This is a genomic window from Polaribacter pectinis (assembly GCF_014352875.1).
In the GTDB taxonomy this organism is placed as follows: domain Bacteria; phylum Bacteroidota; class Bacteroidia; order Flavobacteriales; family Flavobacteriaceae; genus Polaribacter; species Polaribacter pectinis.
This window is the reverse complement of sequence record NZ_CP060695.1, coordinates 3,233,954-3,251,548: the sequence shown is the minus strand read 5'-3', so window position 1 is coordinate 3,251,548 and position 17,595 is coordinate 3,233,954. Positions and strand designations below refer to the sequence as shown.

Sequence of the window (17,595 nt, the reverse complement as noted above, 5' to 3'; positions counted from 1 at the left end):
AAAAGTTGAATGATGGTTTAAAGGTTGATTGATATTGTTTGTTAGAAGTTATAACGCAAACCAAATAAAACATTACTTGTTGGCATTGGTAGAAATCCAGATTCTACATATTCTACATTAAAAATATTATTTGCTGTTGCTGTAAAACTGAATTTACTAACATCTACAATTACTGAAGCATCCCAAACATTATAACTAGTTCCAATAGAACGTTCTGCGTATTTGTAAATAATATTTTGTCTCACATTTTTAAATAATTGTGAAGAAAAACGAGTTGTAAAATGATGTTTTAACGTGTTTAATCTATAGCGAGATAAACTTTTATTCTGGTCATTTATATCATCTTCTAAAAATGTATAACCAAAAGCTAAAGATTGATTAAATTCTTTAATTTTAAAAATGTAATTTACATCAAACTCAAAACCTTGTGTATTTACTTTAGCAATGTTTGTGGCTACAAATTTTGTTTGTGTAGCATCTGGTCTAATAAAATCTATAATATTATCAGAAGCTCTACTAAACAATGCAAGTGTAGCAGAAAAATTGTCATTGGTATATTTTAAACCAAATTCTTGTGCAATTGCTTCCTCTGGTTTTAAATTAGGATTACCTATTGTACTAGAATCATTATAAAACAAATCTGTATATGTTGGTATTCTGTATGTATAACCAATATTCCAATAATATCTTAAATTATCTGATACTTGTGCACCAATATCTAAACCAGGAAACGCATGAAACTTAAAATCAGAAAAATAGGTTGCTGCAATACCTGGTGTAATATCTACTGCTCCTAATTTAAAACGATGTTCTAAAAACAAACTTGCCATAGTTCTATTTCTATCTCCTAAATTATTACTGCTAATAGAAACTCTAGAAACATCAACACCAAAGCCAGTAACTCCTAAATTAGAGGTGTAAGATGCATTTGTTTCTACACCAATTTTATTGGTTGTATGTAAATTTCTATAAAAACTAGGATCATCTCTTTTTAATAGAAAAATATCTTGTCCTCTTCTCCAGTAAATTCTTGGAGTAATTTTCAATTTTTCACCTTTAAAAGTAGTTTGCACGCCTAATAAACTATTTTGTGTTTCCTCATATTCGTTCAAACCAAATGCTTCTGGTGTATAAAAATTTTGAGCTCCGAATTTTTTATCGAAAAAAGTACCAATCACTTCAATTGGTTGATTTTTCTTATTGAAAACGGCTTTTAAGAAATAATTGTAATTATTATAATCAGAATTTTCTCTGTAACCATCTGAAGTTAACGCACCAACATGTGCAATAATTGATGAATTTTCGAATTCTTTACCAAAAGTTACAGAACCGTTTAATTGACCAAAAGAACCTGCTTCCACATTTGCTGAAATAGTTTGATTCAACTTCTTTTTAGTCACAATATTTATTGCGCCAGTAAAAGCATTTTGTCCAAAAACTCTTGCTGCAGGACCTTTTATAATTTCTATTCTTTCAATAACTTCAATTGGTAAAGCTGCATTTAAGGTATGATGTCCTGTTTGAGAATCATCCATTTTTATACCATCGATTAACAATAAAGTTTGGTCAAAACCTCCACCTCTAATGTATAAATCTGCTTGACTTCCTGCAGTTCCTCTTCTTCTAATATCTACCCCAGCAACTTGCTGTAATAAATCTGCCACATTTGTTGCCGCACTATTTTTTATATCCGCAGATGAAATAATATTAATAGTTCTAGAATTTTCTTTAAATGGTAAATCTATTCTAGTTGAAGTAATAATAACTTCTTTTAAAGTGTCTCTTTTTACAGAATCTACTTGTGCTTTTACTTCCACAGCACAAAATAACATAACAATTATTAAGCTAATCTTAATTTTCATAAATAGTGATTTTTAAAACGCTGCAAAAATCGTAACTTTCCGGACGATTAAACTAGTCCAGTTTTAAAATGATAGATAGTCCGGTTAATACTCTTTTGAAACAATTAATAGATTTCGACAAAACGATATCTCAACCAATATTTATACAGGTTTCTCAACAGATTTCAAATGCAATACAACGTGGCTATTTAACCAAAGGCACAAAACTACCAGGAACACGTATATTTAGTCAATTATTAGAGATTCATAGAAATACAGCAGTTGCTATTTATGAAGAATTAGCTTCACAAGGTTGGGTAGAAATTATACCAAATAAAGGCACATTTGTGTTAGAACCTGAACTAAAAACAGCAAAAATAAAAGCGCAATCACAAAAAATAAATGAAGCATATTCCTATGCTAAAATTACTGGGTTTCCTTTTCAAAAATCATTCAATTTAGCATCAACAACTCAATTAACAACTGCAAAGTATTCTATTAACGATGGCAAACCAGATTTGCGTTTACACCCAGTTCATCAATTTACAAGATGGTACAGTGCAGCAATGAAACGTAAAACATTGATAAAAAAATGGAACAGACCAGATGAATCTTCTTATTCGTTATTTCAAACACAATTATGTAATTATTTAAATGCAACAAGAGGTTTTCATATAAATTCTAAAAACCTAATAAGTACACGTAGTACAGAAATGAGTTTGTACATTGTTTCTCAATTATTGGTAAAACAAAATGACATCGTTCTAGTTGGAAATTTAAGTAATTATGTTTCTAATATGATTTTTCAACAAGCTGGTGCAACCATCAAAACAATTCCTATAGATGAAAATGGTTTAGATGTTGAATTCATAAAAAAACACTTTACAAAACATAGTATTAGATGCGTGTACGTTTGTGCGCATAGAGATTACCCAACAACAGTAACTTTAAGTGCAGAACGCAGATTAGCATTATTAAAACTTGCTGCAGCCTACAAATTTGCCATTATTGAAGATGATTACGATTTCGATTTTCAGTTTGAAGGCTCTGCAATGTTGCCAATGGCAAGTGCAGACAAAAACGGAATGGTTATTTATTTAGGGAAAATGGGGCAATCGTTATTCCCAAGTTTTCAAACAGGATTTGTAGTTGCGCCTGAAAACTTAATTTCTGAAGCAAATAATTACTTACAATTGTTAGATGAACAAGGAGATTTAATTCAGAAACAAATGTTATCAGAATTAATTAATGAAGGTGAAATTTATCGCCTTATGAAAAAAAATATTGTAGTCTATAAAAAAAGACGAGATTGTGTCTGTAAACTCCTAAATGATTTTTTTTCAGAAATTTCAAAATGGAAAATTCCTTCTGGCGGATTGGCAATTTGGTTAGAATTTCAATCTAAAATATCTTTAGTAAAATTAGCTGAAGAAGCAGAAAAAAACGACTTATTTCTACCAAAAACTGTACTTTATCAAGATAAAAACACCTGTGCTATTCGTTTTGGTTTTGGGCATTTGAATGAAGAGGAAATAGAAATTGTTATTCGAAAATTAAAAAAGGCTTACAATCAAATAGCTATATAAATCGTCTTAAAAATCATCTTTTTTAACACAATAAGATATCAACAACGCTATTTTGCCTGCTATTTTTTAATACTTTTATAGCATGTTTGCATTGGTCGATTGTAATAATTTTTATGCTTCTTGTGAACGGGTTTTCAATCCGAATTTACAAAATAAACCTGTTGCTATTTTAAGCAATAATGATGGTTGTGTAATTTCTATGAGCGATGAAGCCAAGAAATTAGAACTGCCTTTTGGCGCGCCAATTTTTAAATACGAACAGTTTTGCAAAGCAAATAATATTACTGTTTTGTCTTCTAATTATCCTTTGTATGGAGATATGAGCACAAGAGTTATGAATATTCTCGCAGACTTTTCTCCAGATATTGAAGTGTATTCTATTGATGAATCTTTTTTAAAATTAGATGGTTTCGAAAAATATGATTTATCTGATTATGCAACAAAAATGAGAAGTAAAATTCTAAAATGGACAGGCATACCAACTTGTGTAGGAATTGCACCAACAAAAGCGTTGAGCAAAGTTGCCAATAAAATTGCACGTTCTAATTTAAAACAATCGAAAGGAATTTGCGTAATAGATTCTGAAGAAAACAGAATTAAAGCTCTAAAATGGACAAAAATTGGCAAAGTTTGGGGAATTGGAAGTCGCTTAAAAAAACGTTTACAAGAAAAAGGTTGCGAAACTGCTTATGACTTTACACAATTACCAAGTGATTGGGTTTTAAAAAATTTTTCTATTGTAGAATGGCGATTACAGAAAGATTTACAAGGCATTTCTAAAATTCCGTTAGAAGACGCAATTACATCTAAAAAGATGATTGCAACCACACGTAGTTTCGAATCTACCTATTCTAATATAGACGATATAAAAGAACGTATTTCTACCTTTGCAGCAAGTTGTGCCAAAAAATTACGCGAGCAAAAATCGAATTGTCATGTAATAACCGTTTTCTTGCGTAGCAATCGTTTCGATAAAAACCAAGCTTATCAAAAAGAAAATAGAACCGTTATTTTATCTTACCCAACAGATTCTACTTTAACAATTTCTAACGCAGCAGTAGAAGCCGTTAAAACCATTTTTAAAAAAGGTATTGCTTATAAAAAAGCAGGTGTTATTATTTCTGGTTTAGTCCCAAATGACAATTTTCAACTAAATTTATTTTCACACGAAAATCCAAAACACAAGCCTTTAATGTCTACTATTGACAAATTAAATAGTAAATTTAAAACTGATAAAATTAAATTAGGTAATCAAGATTTAAAACGAACTTGGAAAATGCGTCAGGAGCGCTTATCACCAAAATTTACAACAAATATTAAAGATATTTTGATTGTAAAAGCTTCTCAAAATCATTAAAAACATTTCTATTTTTAAGGCTAAATTAGTTATTTCTGTATTTTAAAATAAAATACTTAAAAATTTAAAGAAAAGTTATAATTTGCACACAAATGGAAACATCTAAAACACTTACTTTTTTTACACCAAAAGCCTCTATTGGTAATGGAGCTATTTTTGTGGATACTGGTATTTCTGCTGGTTTTCCATCACCTGCAGACGACTTTAGCGAAACACGAATTTCTTTAGACGACGAGTTAATAAGAAATAAAGATGCTACTTTCTTTGCAAAAGTAAAAGGGCAATCCATGATTAACGCAGGTTTAGATGATAATGATTTATTGGTTATTGATAGAAGTTTAGAGCCAGCAAATAACAAAATTGCAGTTTGCTTTTTAGATGGAGAATTTACAGTAAAAAGATTGCGCGTAGAAAAAAATGAGGTTTGGTTACAACCAGAAAATCCAGATTATCCTATTATAAAAATTACAGAAGATAATGATTTTGTTATTTGGGGAATAGTAACGAGTGTCATTAAAAAAGTATAGAAAAGCTTATAGTTTAGGTCTTCAAAAAACAATTTTTAAAATTAAAATTCTTATAAAACTAACTTCTAAAAAACAATATATTTGTTCGTTAGATATTAGAATATTTATCGTAAAATAAATTCAAGAAAAAAATAAAACTATGGAAAACACTTTCGACAACAAAACTTTACTAATAGAATCTACAGACCAAGTTCGTGTAGATTTTTATAAAAAAACATACACGCACGTTGCTGGTGGTGTATTATTATTTGTTCTTTTTGAATATTTATTATTACAAAGTGATGTAATTGTAAACTTTATGTTGTCGATGACACAAGGTTGGAAATGGCTTGTAATGTTAGGTGGTTTTATGCTAGCAACAAGCTATGCAGAAAGTACTGTTATGAAAACTTCTGATAAAAACATACAATACATGGCTTTTGCATTATATGTTTTTGCACAAGCTATTATTTTTGTTCCACTTTTATACATGGCTATTTTTTATACAGAAAGCGCTGCATTAGTGCAACAAGCTGCCATTGTTACTTTGGCTCTATTTGTGGGTATTTCAGCAGTAGTTCTTGTTACTAAAAAAGACTTCTCTTTCTTAAAAGCAGGTTTAACAGTTGGCTTTTTTATTGCAATAGGTTTAATTATTGCAGGTGCGTTATTTGGTTTCGATTTAGGTCTATGGTTTTCTGTTGCTATGTGTTTATTAGCTGGAGGATCTATTTTATACCAAACTTCTAACTTGGTAAATAAATTTGGTACAGAAGACTATATTCCTGCAGCATTAGGTTTATTTGCTTCTTTAATGTTACTTTTTTGGTATGTTTTATCAATATTTATGTCTAGAGATTAATTTTAAAATAAATTATGAATCAAGAAGAAAAAGCAAAAAAGAATAGCAAAACGTTGGGAGTAATTATTGGTATGATTGCTTTTGCTATTGCTTTTATGGGAGTTAAGTATTTGTTTAAAAACGATATTACATTAGAGCTTAAAAAAGGAGCTATAGAATTAAATAAACTATCTCCACAACAAGTAGATGATTATACAAGGTTAGATAGTGCAGCTTCTATTGGTAAAACTAATTTTATCTATTACTATACACTTTTAAGTTTAGAAAAATCTGAAGTAAATTTAGACACAGTAAATAAATATTTAAGACCAGAAATTATTAAAGGTGTTAAGGAAAATGTAGCTTTAAAAGTCTTTAGAAAGAATAATATTACAATGGATTATAAGTATTATGATAAAAACGGAGAGTTCGCAATGGAAATTTCTGTAACTCCAGATTTGTATAAATAAGAAATCATTTTACTTTAAAATATTTAAAAAATCAGAGAAAAATTTCTCTGATTTTTTTTGTTTAAGTTTTAATTCAAATTACGTTTTTCAATAAAAAAACGTTTTAAGATTTGTGAACATTCGTTTTCTAAAATTCCACCTACAACTTTCGTTTTTGGGTGGAGTTTTGTATTTAGGTTGATAAAACCTCTTTCTGGTTCTGAAGCTCCGTAAACAATTTTACCAATCTGTGCCCAATAACTTGCACCAGCACACATTTGGCAAGGTTCTAATGTTACGTATAAAATACAATCTTTTAAATATTTTCCACCTAAAAAATCTGCAGCTGCAGTAAATGCTTGCATTTCTGCATGTGCTGTTACATCGTTTAAAGTTTCCGTTAAATTATGTGCTCTAGCAATAATTTGGTCTTTAAAAACAATAACAGCTCCTACAGGAATTTCTCCCTTACTAAAAGCGTTTTCTGCTTCTTGAAAGGCTTTTTTCATAAAATAAGTATCATCAAAAGGTTGAATCATCTTTAAAGATTTAAGTTTTCAATATTACAAAACTTTTTGATTCCTAAAATTGTATTTTTGCATTCAAATGAAGAATTTGTTAGAAAACATATCAAATCCAAAAGATTTAAGAAAATTAAATCAGAATGAATTACCGCAGTTAGCAAAAGAATTGCGTGAATTTATTATTGATATTGTTGCCACAAAAGAAGGTCATTTAGGTGCAAGTTTAGGCGTTGTAGAATTAACTATTGCACTACATTATTTGTTTGATACTCCAAACGATTTATTAATTTGGGATGTTGGACACCAAGCTTATGGCCATAAAATTCTAACTGGAAGAAAAGATGTATTTCATACCAATAGACAATTTGATGGAATTGCTGGTTTTCCTGCAAGAAAAGAAAGCGAATATGATGCTTTTGGAGTTGGACATTCTTCCACTTCTATTTCCGCAGCTTTAGGTATGGCAATTGCTTCTAATTTAAAAGGAGAAACAGAAAAACAACATATTGCTGTTATTGGAGATGCTTCTATTGCAAGCGGAATGGCTTTTGAAGCTTTAAATCATGCAGGCGTTTCTAAAGCTAATTTGCTCATTATTTTAAATGACAATGCAATTGGTATAGATCCTTCTGTTGGCGCCTTAAAAGAGTATTTAACGAAGGTTAAAACTGATAGAAGACTTGCTGCACAAAACAATATTATAAAAGCATTAAATTTTGATTATTCTGGTCCAATTGATGGACATAATTTACCAAAAGTTTTAGCTGAATTAGAACGTTTAAAATCTGTAAAAGGACCAAAATTCTTACACGTAATTACCACCAAAGGAAAAGGTTTACAGCAAGCTGAAGAAGACCAAGTAACCTATCACGCACCTGGAAAATTTGATAAAATTTCTGGAGAGAGAATAAAAAAAGAAGCAAGTTTATTTACGAAGTATCAAGATGTTTTTGGAAAAACAATTGTAGAATTAGCAGAACAAAATGATAAAATAGTTGGTATTACACCAGCAATGTTAACAGGAAGTTCTCTAAAGTTTATGCTAGAAAAATTCCCTAAAAGAACTTTTGATGTTGGTATTGCAGAACAACATGCTGTAACTTTAGCTGCAGGCATGGCAACACAAGGTTTAATTCCGTTTTGTAATATTTATTCTACATTTTTACAAAGAGCTTACGATCAAGTAATACATGATGTTGCTTTGCAGAATTTACCAGTTATTTTCTGTTTAGACAGAGCTGGTTTGGTTGGCGAAGATGGCGCAACACATCATGGAGTTTTTGATTTAGCGTATTTACGCTGCATCCCTAATTTAATTGTTTTTGCACCAAGAAATGAAATTGAGTTACGTAACATTTTATACACTTCTCAATTAGATTTAAAAAACCCTATTGCAATTCGTTATCCTAGAGGAACAGGAACTATTATCGATTGGCAAAAACCATTTGAGAGAATAGAAATAGGAACAGGAATTCAACTTAAAGAGGGAAATAAAACTGCCATTTTATCTATAGGAACCATTGCAAAAAATGTTTTTGATGCTTTAGATTTAGTTGACAATAAAACAGCTTTTTCTCATTACGACATGCGTTTTATAAAACCTTTAGATGAAAAATTACTACATCTTATTTTTCAAAAACATCAAACAATAATTACTATTGAAGATGGAACCATAAAAGGTGGTTTCGGTAGTGCTATTTTAGAGTTTGCCTCTGAATACAATTATCAAAATAGAATTGAAACACTAGGTATTCCAGATAATTTTATTGAACATGGAACTGTTTCTATGCTACAACATAAGATTGGTTTAGACGCTAAAAGTTTAGCAAATCAATTTTATTTATTTTCATAAAAAAAAGACGCCAATGGCGTCTTTTTTTTTTAATGAAATCTTAATTGTTATTATTCAATTACAATTTTACTTGAAGATTTTTTATTATTTTCATCTATTACATTAACAATATAGATTCCAGAATTTAAACTCACTGAAATTTCTTGCTTTGTTTTTGATGAGAAATCTACATTTTGATTGTAAACTTGTTTTCCGTTAATATCAAAAATATTCAATTTCGTTTTTCCTAATGTATTTTTAGCTTGTAATGTAAAATTACCGTTAGAAACTGTTGGGTAAATTGTAAAATCTTTTTTACCAGCTAATACATCATCAACAGAAGCAACAGCATCTGTAAATTTACCAGAGAAAACACCTCTACCATAAGTAGCTGCATACACAGCATTGTCATCTCTTAAATCTAAATCCATAACTTTTACGTTACTCATTCCGTTATTAGATTGTACCCAAGTTGGATTCGCATCATTAAAGTTTGCTGTTCTCCAAACACCTAATTCTGTTCCAATAATTACTTCTTCTAGTTTTAAAGGATTTTGCAAAATTGCTTTTACAGGAATGTCTGGCAAGTTTCCTTCTTTTGCAGACCAAGTAGCTCCACCATCTGCAGAATACCAAACATTTTCGACACCATAATTATGCATGGTTACAAAAATATCATTTTCACTTGCTCCAAATTCAATATCAGAAACAGTACCTACAAAATCTGGCCCTGTAATTTCTGACCATTGTATAAATACATTTGCGTTGTCTACTTTTAAAAGTTTACCGTTTTTTAAACCAACTAACAACTTTGTAACATTTGTTGTGTAAGGAGAAACTTTCATTGCAGAAGGTTCAGCATCCATTAAAGCGTTAGTTAAATCTGTTTTTTGAATTGTACCAGATTTAATATTAGAATATCTTCTAATGATATTAGTAGTTGCATTAGAATAATTAGAATATAATATATCTAAATTAGAATCTAACTCTTCTTGGTTGATAAAATCTCCATTTTCAGCACTTTCAGAATTAATGTTTCTAGTAGTTCCGTTTGCTAAATTGTATAAGTTTATGTTACCATTATACACATAATTTGCAATATAGTATTGGTCAGTTCCATCTTGATCGAAAAAACTATAAGCACCATCTCCACCTTGTGTTTCTGTAGAACCATCTACACCTGCATTAGAGTTTCTAAATAACTGTGTTCCATTATCTTGTGCACCAGCAAGAAAGTTATCTCCTGTTAATGCTGTTGTTGGAGCAACACCTACTGTATAGAATTGTAGTGTATTAAATCCATTATTTCTAGCACTTGTTGTTGTTCCACCATCATTAGAAAAATAGACTCCACCATCATTTGAAAACACTACTCTATTTGGTGATATACTAGAAAAAGCCATTCCATGTTGGTCTGCATGAACTTCTTGAAATCCAAAACCACCATACCAGTGAGAAAATTGAGAATACAAACCACCCCCATTTGAGCTTTTAAATAAATCGATTCCTCCTAAATACAATACATTGTCATCTGTTGGATCTACTCTTATTAATAAATCGTAAAATGCTTGTCCTCTTGTAAAATCATTAGCAGATATTCCGTTATCTGCATCATTTGGTAAACCTAATGCAAAAACATTTCCAAAATTATTTGTTGTTTTATAGACACCTACAGGGTCTGTACTTAATTGAGCTAGCACATAAATAGTTCCTGCATTTTGAGAAGAACAAGCAATTTCTGTTCTTAAACCATTAGGAACTGTATGTCTTAACGCAAATGTTGTTGCATCTGCATTAGTAGATTGAAAAATTGCTCCTCCACCGTCACCAAAAACATCTGATGTTGTAGAAATATACACAGAATTGTCTGCTGCAATTTTTATGTTGTTAGGTTCATATTCTGTTCCAGCTGAATTTAATGGTAAATCAATTTTAGCAAAATTAGTACCATCAGTAGACTTATATACACCATAATCGTTTCTTCCAAGTAGTGTTGTAGGAGTTGCAGAACCATAAACAGTTTCGGCAGCAGCTACAAATACTTCAGAAGTTCCACCATTGTTTCTAACAATAATATCATTTACATGTTGTACTCCATTAGAAACATTAAATCCAGAGCTATTACCGTTTGAATTTGATAAAGTTGCATTTACACCACTACCTAAAGCTGCTATAATGTTATCTCCATCTTCTTTAGACACCATTAAAGAAGGTATTGTTATTCCTGCATCATCTCCTGCTTGTCCTGCAGCATTCCCAGCAACATTATTTACAATAATTACCGCAATTGCTCCTGCATTTTGAGCATTATTAGCTTTATCTACAAAAGGACAACTACCTCTTCTAATAACTGCAATTTTACCATTCATTTGAGCACTGTTAGTTAAAGCAGTACAACCATCTTCATTTGGTGCTATTCCATCATCACCTAAAACTAAATCTCCTGTTATTGGAATATTTAAGTTTCCTCCAAAATCTGTAGCTAAAACTGCTAAATAATCTCCTGCCAAACTTGCTGGAGCATTAACTTCTACTGTTGCATTTGCTTCGAATATAGATGCTCCATTAACACCACCAAAAACATTAGACCAAGTTGTACCTCCATCTGTAGTTTTCCAAACTCCATTTCCATTTACATCTCCTCCAGTATAAGACTCTCCAGTTCCAACATACCAAACATTAGAATTATTTGGGTCTATAGCAATACATGAAACTGATAAATTTTCTGGAATAGCCACTTGTGTCCAAGTAGAATTTGCATTAGAAATATTAGTGTTTTTCCACAAACCTCCACTTACACCTCCAGCATATACTGTTTCTTGTGTAGCGTCATTAGGATCAAAAATAACAGCTCTTGTTCTTCCACCTACGTTGTTAGGACCTCTTTCTACCCATTCATTAAAACTATCTCCAGGAGATTTCTGACCATCTCTTGTTGATTTTAATTCTTGCTGTAAAGCAAATACATTTTCTTTATGAGTTCTTCCTGTATAAGGATTCATTTCATTCAAATATTCTTGTTCAAAGAAAGCATTTGGAGGTAAACCTTGTAATTTTCTATCTTTTTTTGATAGAGACATTGTTTTATTATAAGGATGATTCCTTAAAAACTCTGCATGTTTTTTTCTTGTTTTTTCTACGTCTGTTTCTTGTGTAGAAACATTGTATACTAAAAGAATAGCTGCTAGAGCTAAAAGAGATAATAGTAATTTTTTCTTCATAATTATTATGTTTTTTTTAATAAAGTGACCAAATTTAATTAATATTCTTAATCTTATGTAATATTTCCTGTTAATTTTTTGTGCATTCGTATTGCGTAACTGTCTGACATTCTTGAAACATAACTACAAATTTGCAATATTCTTTCATATAAATTGCTTGTTTCTCTTTGATACTCTTTTGGTAAAAGGTTTAAAACTAACTTATCGAAATTAGACGCTTTGCCATCGAACTTGTTATTTAGTGCAGTTACAAACACATCTAATAAGTCTGCTATAATTCTATAACCAGCAATTTCTTTCTCTATAACTTCTGTGCTTTTGTAAATTTTGTCTACACTTATTTTTATTATGTCGTTAATTTGTGCTTCATACTTACATTTATCTAACAAAGATTTCTCGAAAGTTCCATTTAAAATAGTTTCTTCGTTATTTAAAAATATATCTACAGCTTCATTAATTAACACACCAATTGCCAAGGCACGTAAATAACTAATTCTGTCTGTTTTATGTTTTAATGAATGATATTTTTTAATGTCTATAGTATCTTTTACTAACTTAATCATATATTCTAAAGCGAATTCTTCTTCAATTAAACCGAGGTTTATTCCGTCTTCGAAATCTATTATTGTGTAACAAATATCGTCTGCAGCTTCTACCAAGTAAGCCAAGGGATGTCTGTAAAAAGAAATGTCTTCTGTAGCAGATTTTTGTTTCATCCCTAAATCTTCCACTACTTCTAAAAATGATTCTTTTTCCGATTGAAAAAAGCCATATTTTTTATCTACAATATGGTTAGTTGGTTTCTTTGGAAGACTTTCTTTAGGATATTTTAAAAATGCACCCAATGTTGCGTAGCTTAATCTTAATCCGCCAGAAATCCCTTCTCTGCTTTCTGTAAGAATTTTGAATCCGTTTGCATTTCCTTCGAAATCTATTAAATCTTGGTATTCTTTTTCTGTTAAATCGTCTTTGTATTTTGCTCCATTTCCAGTTTTAAAATACTCGCCAATGGCTTTTTCTCCTGAATGTCCAAAAGGCGGATTTCCAATATCGTGTGTTACTGAAGCTGCTGCTACAATTGCACCAAAATCGTTAAAAGTGTAGCCTAATTCTGCTAACTTTGGGTGACGTTCTAACAACACTTTCCCTACTCTTCTACCCAAAGTTCTACCAACTACAGAAACTTCTAAACTGTGTGTAAGTCTTGTGTGTACAAAATCGGTTTCCGATAAAGGAATTACCTGTGTTTTATCTTGTAAGCTTCTAAATGCGGATGAAAATATAATTCTATCGAAATCTACATCGAAACCTAAACGCGTTTCGTCTTGTGCTATTCTTTGGCGTTTTTGTGTATCGCCAAAGCGTTTTAAAGAAAGGAGTTGTTCCCAGTTCATTTTATGCTGCATTTAGTTCAAGGTTAATTTTTATTGTAATTATTTAGAAATTCTTCAACTTTATAATATTCCTTTTTATAAAAAATTGGCTTTCCTGAAAAATCACCTAAAGATATTTCAATTACATAATTTCTGCCTGATTTTAAGTTTATTTCTAAAGGATCAAATCCTAAATTCCTATACTTAATTACTATTGAATCTTGAAAATTATTTTTTACAAAAACCACATTATTTTTATTCAGGGATGTATAACCTTTATCTTTTATTTCAATCGATCCATTATATGGATAAGTTAAAACCTGTTTTTGATTTCTTACAATAAATTTGAGTTGAATTGAATCTTTAAAACTATCTGTTTTGCTTAATAATTTTACTTTGGAAGTATTTCTGGATTTCGTTTTATCAAAATTTAAAAATAATGAATCATTTTTTATCTGATAATTTCCTGCTCCGTATTCAATTACACCTATATCTCCTATATGTTCATATACGAAAAGACCTTTATTAAAATTATAACAAGTGCTAAAATCTTTAGTTTTATAATCTTTACAATGAAGACCAATAAATTTAGATTGAGAGTTCAAATTATAGCTAATTATAATTAGCAAAAAAAAAAGAAATTTCATATTCATAACTTTTCCAAAAATACGAAAAAAGATGCTTAATTAAATTTCTAAAATTTTCAAAAACAACAAAAAGTAACTAAACAAGTTTAGCCTAGATTGAAACGACATCCTTTTTGCCTTTTTTGGCAAAAAGATATAGTGGAAAGCTGGAAATAGCTCCAAAAAAAAAAGAGAAACATTGCTGCTTCTCTCTTCTACGAACTTTTAATTTAATTTTTGATTATCCTTCACAAGAAGCACATTCTTTCTTTTGCTTGAATTTCTGTGCAGCATTCATACTGTGTTGGTAATACATAGATTTTACACCTAATTTCCATGCATTAATATATACTGCATTTACGTCTTTAATTGGCATATCTGGGTGCACCATTATATTGATAGATTGTCCTTGATCGATATGGTTTTGTCTGTTTGCAGCTTGATAAACGATTACGTTTTGGTCGATTTCTGAATATGTTCTAAACACATCTTTTTCTGCTTCTGTTAAGAAATCTAAATGCAATACAGAACCATCATTATCTCTGATGCTCGTCCAAACTTCTTTGATGTTTTTCCCTTTTTCTTCTAAAACTTTTTCTAAAATTGGGTTTTTAATGGTCGTTTTAATTTTTGCAATATCTTTTACATAAATGTTAGACCAAATTGGCTCAATTCCTTGAGAAACTTGTCCTAAAATAAATGCAGATGACGTTGTTGGTGCAATTGCATTTAACGTTGTATTACGTCTTCCATATCCTTTTAAAACTGCTGGCTCTCCATATTCTTTTGCCATATCTTCTGAAGCTTTGTAAGATTTCTCTTTAATCACTTTAAAGATTTCGCTATTTAAAGCATAAGCTTCTGCACTATCAAACGCATGCATTTTAGATTGTAATAAAGAATGCCATCCTAAAGCTCCTAAACCTAAAGCTCTGTTATCTTTTGCGAAATTATACGCTTTTTCCATAAAACGGAACGTAAACTGGTCATCTCTATCTGCAGAATCTCTATAAACTTCTAACTTAGTGATGAATTCTTGCATTACTGCATCCAAGAAATACGTTAAAGTTTCTACTGCATCTGTGTCTTTCCACTTATCATAATGTAATAAGTTTACAGATGATAAACAGCAAACGAAAGACCAATCTTCATTTGATGGTAACATGATTTCTGTACACAAGTTACTTGCATAAATTTCGTGGTTATTGTCTTTGTAAACATCAACCGTTCCATTATTTGCGTTGTCTCTAAACAATATATATGGATATCCTATTTCTCCTCTTCTTTGTAAAATTTTTGCCCAAATGCTTCTTTTTTCTACATCTCCAGCAATCATTTCTTCCATCCATTGGTTACCAACAGTAACTCCATGTGTTAATTCTTGAATTGGATTTCCTTCTGTTCCAATTTCTAAAAATTCTTTAATATCTGGATGATCTACTGGTAAATATGGAGAAAAACGACCTCTTCTTACTGAACCTTGACTAACAACATCAACCATTTTTTCGAACAACTGCATGATGTGAACTGAACCAGATGATGAACCATTATTTTTTACATCTGCTCCTCTTTCACGCAACTTACCAAAGTAACCAGAAGTTCCTCCTCCTAATTTAGACATCATACCAACTTCTGATTGCGAGAATAAAATATCTCCCATATCATCTGCCACATGACTTCCAAAACAACTAATTGGCAAACCTCTTTTCTTACCAAAATTCGACCATATTGGCGATGCTAAAGAATAAAATCCTGCAGCCATATATTTATAAAACTTATCTGAAAAACCAGGTTTGTTTAAAATCTTTTCTGCATTGTCTGCAATTTCACGGATTCTTTGCTCTGGAGTTGTGTCTCCTGTTAAATAACCAGATTCTAAAAATTTACGACTATTTTCTGTAAGCCATTCAATTTCAGGTTCTTTCATATTATCAAGCATTTCTTTTCTTGATGCGTTTCTAGCCTGAATTAATCTTTCGTGCTCTGTAAGTTCTGTTGTTGTCTTTGTGTCTGTTTGGTTCATGGTTTAAAATAAGTCGTCGCTGGTTATACTTTTTGTTCTTTTACTATAGTTGATAGATCTCTTTACGAAGAAATCTCCATGTTTGGTTCCAATAATTTCATCATCAAACCAATCTGTTTCTGCCAATAATGCTTCATCTGTATCAAATACTTTTTCGATACCAATACTTTCTAAAGATTTATTGAATCTGTTTTTTATAAATTCTTTTATTACCGCTTTTGGTAAAAAGTCTAATTCTCCTTTTTCGAAAATCCAATCGATTATTTTACTTTCTGATAAAAATGCTTCTTTACAAGTTTCTTGTACTAGTAAACTATGGCTTTCATCAAACCATTCTGGATTTTCTTCTTTAATAATTTTAATTACATCAATACCAAAATCTCCATGAATTTGCTCTTCTTTAGAAGTTGCCTCTACCACATTAGAAATTCCTTTTAACACATTTTTGTGCTTGTTAAAAGCCATGATAATTAAAAACTGTGAGAATAAAGAAACGTGTTCTATAAATAATGAAAACAAAATTATAGATTCAGAAAACTCTTTATTGTCTTCGCTATTCACGTTTTTTAATGCTAATTCTAAATAATTAACACGTCTCATAATCACTGGGTTTTTCTTCAAGTTTTTAAACTCGTTGTTTAACCCTAAAACCTCTAATAAATGAGAATATGCATCATGATGTCTTACTTCACTTTCTGCAAACGTAGAACCTACAGAACCAATTTCTGGTTTTGGCATTCTCTTATAAATGTCTCCCCAAAAAGTTTTTACAGCAACCTCTATTTGAGAAATTGCCAACATCGTATTTTTTATCGCACTTTTTTCTACTTCTGTAAGCGAAGTTTTAAAATCTTGAATATCGCTTGTGTAATTAAATTCTGTATGAATCCAATAAGAGTGTCTAATTGCATCTACATATTCATTTAATTCAGGATAATCGTAAGGTTTTAAATTCAACCTTTTTTCGAAAATATTTCTTTTTCTGTTTCTTGTTTGCTCGTCTCTATATAAAATATAAGCTTTTGCAACATCGCGAAAACGACTGTCCATTAACTTATATTCTACAATATCTTGCACCTGTTCTACAGTTGGTGTATAATTGGGTTCGTTTAATTTTCTTTCTAATAAAGTACCGTTAACGATATTAGTAATTGCCATTGCATCTTCTAAAGAACCATTATTAACAGAAATCATTGCTTTTTCTATGGCTCTTGTAATTTTGTCTAACTCGAAATTGCTAGTTCCAGAGTCTCTTTTAATAATTTGAGTAATTTTCACGGTAAAATGGTGTTATTTGAAAGTTAATTAATCGCTAAAAACGACCTCTACAAAGATTGCGATTTTTGATCCAAAATGAAAGTCATACTTATTCACAAATCCCTTGAAGTTTTTAACAATTAACCTTGAATTATGAATA

At 30.5% G+C, this 17,595-nt stretch carries 13 protein-coding genes; 6 read left to right on the top strand and 7 right to left on the bottom strand.

Features of this window, described 5'->3' with window-relative positions:
• Window positions 1–41: 41 nt before the first annotated feature.
• On the bottom strand, window positions 42–1,862 hold the full coding sequence (locus H9W90_RS14525; protein WP_187482294.1) for a TonB-dependent receptor: 1,821 nt from the start codon (window positions 1,860–1,862) through the stop codon (window positions 42–44).
• A 68-nt stretch (window positions 1,863–1,930) separates the two neighbouring features.
• Between H9W90_RS14525 and H9W90_RS14520 the strand changes: the two genes are divergently transcribed.
• The 5 genes from H9W90_RS14520 (at window position 1,931) to H9W90_RS14500 (ending at window position 6,601) form a co-directional block, all read left to right on the top strand.
• A complete protein-coding gene (locus H9W90_RS14520; protein WP_187482293.1) occupies window positions 1,931–3,427 on the top strand; it encodes an aminotransferase-like domain-containing protein in 1,497 nt (498 codons plus the stop codon).
• 82 nt (window positions 3,428–3,509) lie between these two features.
• Window positions 3,510–4,784, top strand: coding sequence for a Y-family DNA polymerase (locus H9W90_RS14515; protein ID WP_187482292.1), 1,275 nt, complete (start codon window positions 3,510–3,512; stop codon window positions 4,782–4,784).
• A 92-nt stretch (window positions 4,785–4,876) separates the two neighbouring features.
• Window positions 4,877–5,311, top strand: a complete 435-nt coding sequence (locus H9W90_RS14510; RefSeq protein ID WP_187482291.1) for a LexA family protein — start codon at window positions 4,877–4,879, stop codon at window positions 5,309–5,311.
• Between the two features lie 139 nt (window positions 5,312–5,450).
• A complete protein-coding gene (locus tag H9W90_RS14505; protein ID WP_187482290.1) occupies window positions 5,451–6,152 on the top strand; it encodes a Bax inhibitor-1/YccA family protein in 702 nt (233 codons plus the stop codon).
• Window positions 6,153–6,166: 14 nt separating this feature from the next.
• Window positions 6,167–6,601: a DUF8479 domain-containing protein gene (locus tag H9W90_RS14500; protein WP_187482289.1), complete on the top strand. Its 435-nt coding sequence runs from the start codon at window positions 6,167–6,169 to the stop codon at window positions 6,599–6,601.
• A gap of 68 nt (window positions 6,602–6,669) precedes the next feature.
• On the opposite strand, the gene H9W90_RS14495 is transcribed toward H9W90_RS14500, so the two are convergent.
• Entirely contained in the window at window positions 6,670–7,119 is a 450-nt protein-coding gene (locus tag H9W90_RS14495) for a nucleoside deaminase (protein ID WP_187482288.1), read from the bottom strand.
• Window positions 7,120–7,186: 67 nt separating this feature from the next.
• Between H9W90_RS14495 and dxs the strand changes: the two genes are divergently transcribed.
• On the top strand, window positions 7,187–8,956 hold the full coding sequence (dxs, locus tag H9W90_RS14490; protein ID WP_187482287.1) for a 1-deoxy-D-xylulose-5-phosphate synthase: 1,770 nt from the start codon (window positions 7,187–7,189) through the stop codon (window positions 8,954–8,956).
• A gap of 50 nt (window positions 8,957–9,006) precedes the next feature.
• Here dxs and H9W90_RS14485 read toward each other — a convergent pair whose 3' ends face one another.
• The 5 genes from H9W90_RS14485 to H9W90_RS14465 form a co-directional block, all read right to left on the bottom strand.
• A complete protein-coding gene (locus H9W90_RS14485; protein ID WP_187482286.1) occupies window positions 9,007–12,156 on the bottom strand; it encodes a T9SS type A sorting domain-containing protein in 3,150 nt (1,049 codons plus the stop codon).
• Between the two features lie 53 nt (window positions 12,157–12,209).
• On the bottom strand, window positions 12,210–13,550 hold the full coding sequence (locus H9W90_RS14480) for a deoxyguanosinetriphosphate triphosphohydrolase (RefSeq protein WP_187484008.1): 1,341 nt from the start codon (window positions 13,548–13,550) through the stop codon (window positions 12,210–12,212).
• A 23-nt stretch (window positions 13,551–13,573) separates the two neighbouring features.
• Window positions 13,574–14,176 (bottom strand): hypothetical protein, encoded by a 603-nt coding sequence (locus H9W90_RS14475; protein ID WP_187482285.1) that lies wholly within the window; start codon window positions 14,174–14,176, stop codon window positions 13,574–13,576.
• Window positions 14,177–14,396: 220 nt separating this feature from the next.
• Window positions 14,397–16,178 (bottom strand): ribonucleoside-diphosphate reductase subunit alpha, encoded by a 1,782-nt coding sequence (locus H9W90_RS14470; protein ID WP_187482284.1) that lies wholly within the window; start codon window positions 16,176–16,178, stop codon window positions 14,397–14,399.
• A 3-nt stretch (window positions 16,179–16,181) separates the two neighbouring features.
• On the bottom strand, window positions 16,182–17,456 hold the full coding sequence (locus tag H9W90_RS14465; RefSeq protein ID WP_187482283.1) for a ribonucleotide-diphosphate reductase subunit beta: 1,275 nt from the start codon (window positions 17,454–17,456) through the stop codon (window positions 16,182–16,184).
• Window positions 17,457–17,595 lie beyond the last annotated feature (139 nt).

Coding starts and splice junctions, on each gene's coding strand:
- H9W90_RS14525 (WP_187482294.1), bottom strand. CDS start 1,862: ATGAAAATTAAGATTAGCTTAATAATTGTTATGTTATTTTGTGCTGTG.
- H9W90_RS14520 (WP_187482293.1), top strand. CDS start 1,931: ATGATAGATAGTCCGGTTAATACTCTTTTGAAACAATTAATAGATTTC.
- H9W90_RS14515 (WP_187482292.1), top strand. CDS start 3,510: ATGTTTGCATTGGTCGATTGTAATAATTTTTATGCTTCTTGTGAACGG.
- H9W90_RS14510 (WP_187482291.1), top strand. CDS start 4,877: ATGGAAACATCTAAAACACTTACTTTTTTTACACCAAAAGCCTCTATT.
- H9W90_RS14505 (WP_187482290.1), top strand. CDS start 5,451: ATGGAAAACACTTTCGACAACAAAACTTTACTAATAGAATCTACAGAC.
- H9W90_RS14500 (WP_187482289.1), top strand. CDS start 6,167: ATGAATCAAGAAGAAAAAGCAAAAAAGAATAGCAAAACGTTGGGAGTA.
- H9W90_RS14495 (WP_187482288.1), bottom strand. CDS start 7,119: ATGATTCAACCTTTTGATGATACTTATTTTATGAAAAAAGCCTTTCAA.
- dxs (WP_187482287.1), top strand. CDS start 7,187: ATGAAGAATTTGTTAGAAAACATATCAAATCCAAAAGATTTAAGAAAA.
- H9W90_RS14485 (WP_187482286.1), bottom strand. CDS start 12,156: ATGAAGAAAAAATTACTATTATCTCTTTTAGCTCTAGCAGCTATTCTT.
- H9W90_RS14480 (WP_187484008.1), bottom strand. CDS start 13,550: ATGAACTGGGAACAACTCCTTTCTTTAAAACGCTTTGGCGATACACAA.
- H9W90_RS14475 (WP_187482285.1), bottom strand. CDS start 14,176: ATGAAATTTCTTTTTTTTTTGCTAATTATAATTAGCTATAATTTGAAC.
- H9W90_RS14470 (WP_187482284.1), bottom strand. CDS start 16,178: ATGAACCAAACAGACACAAAGACAACAACAGAACTTACAGAGCACGAA.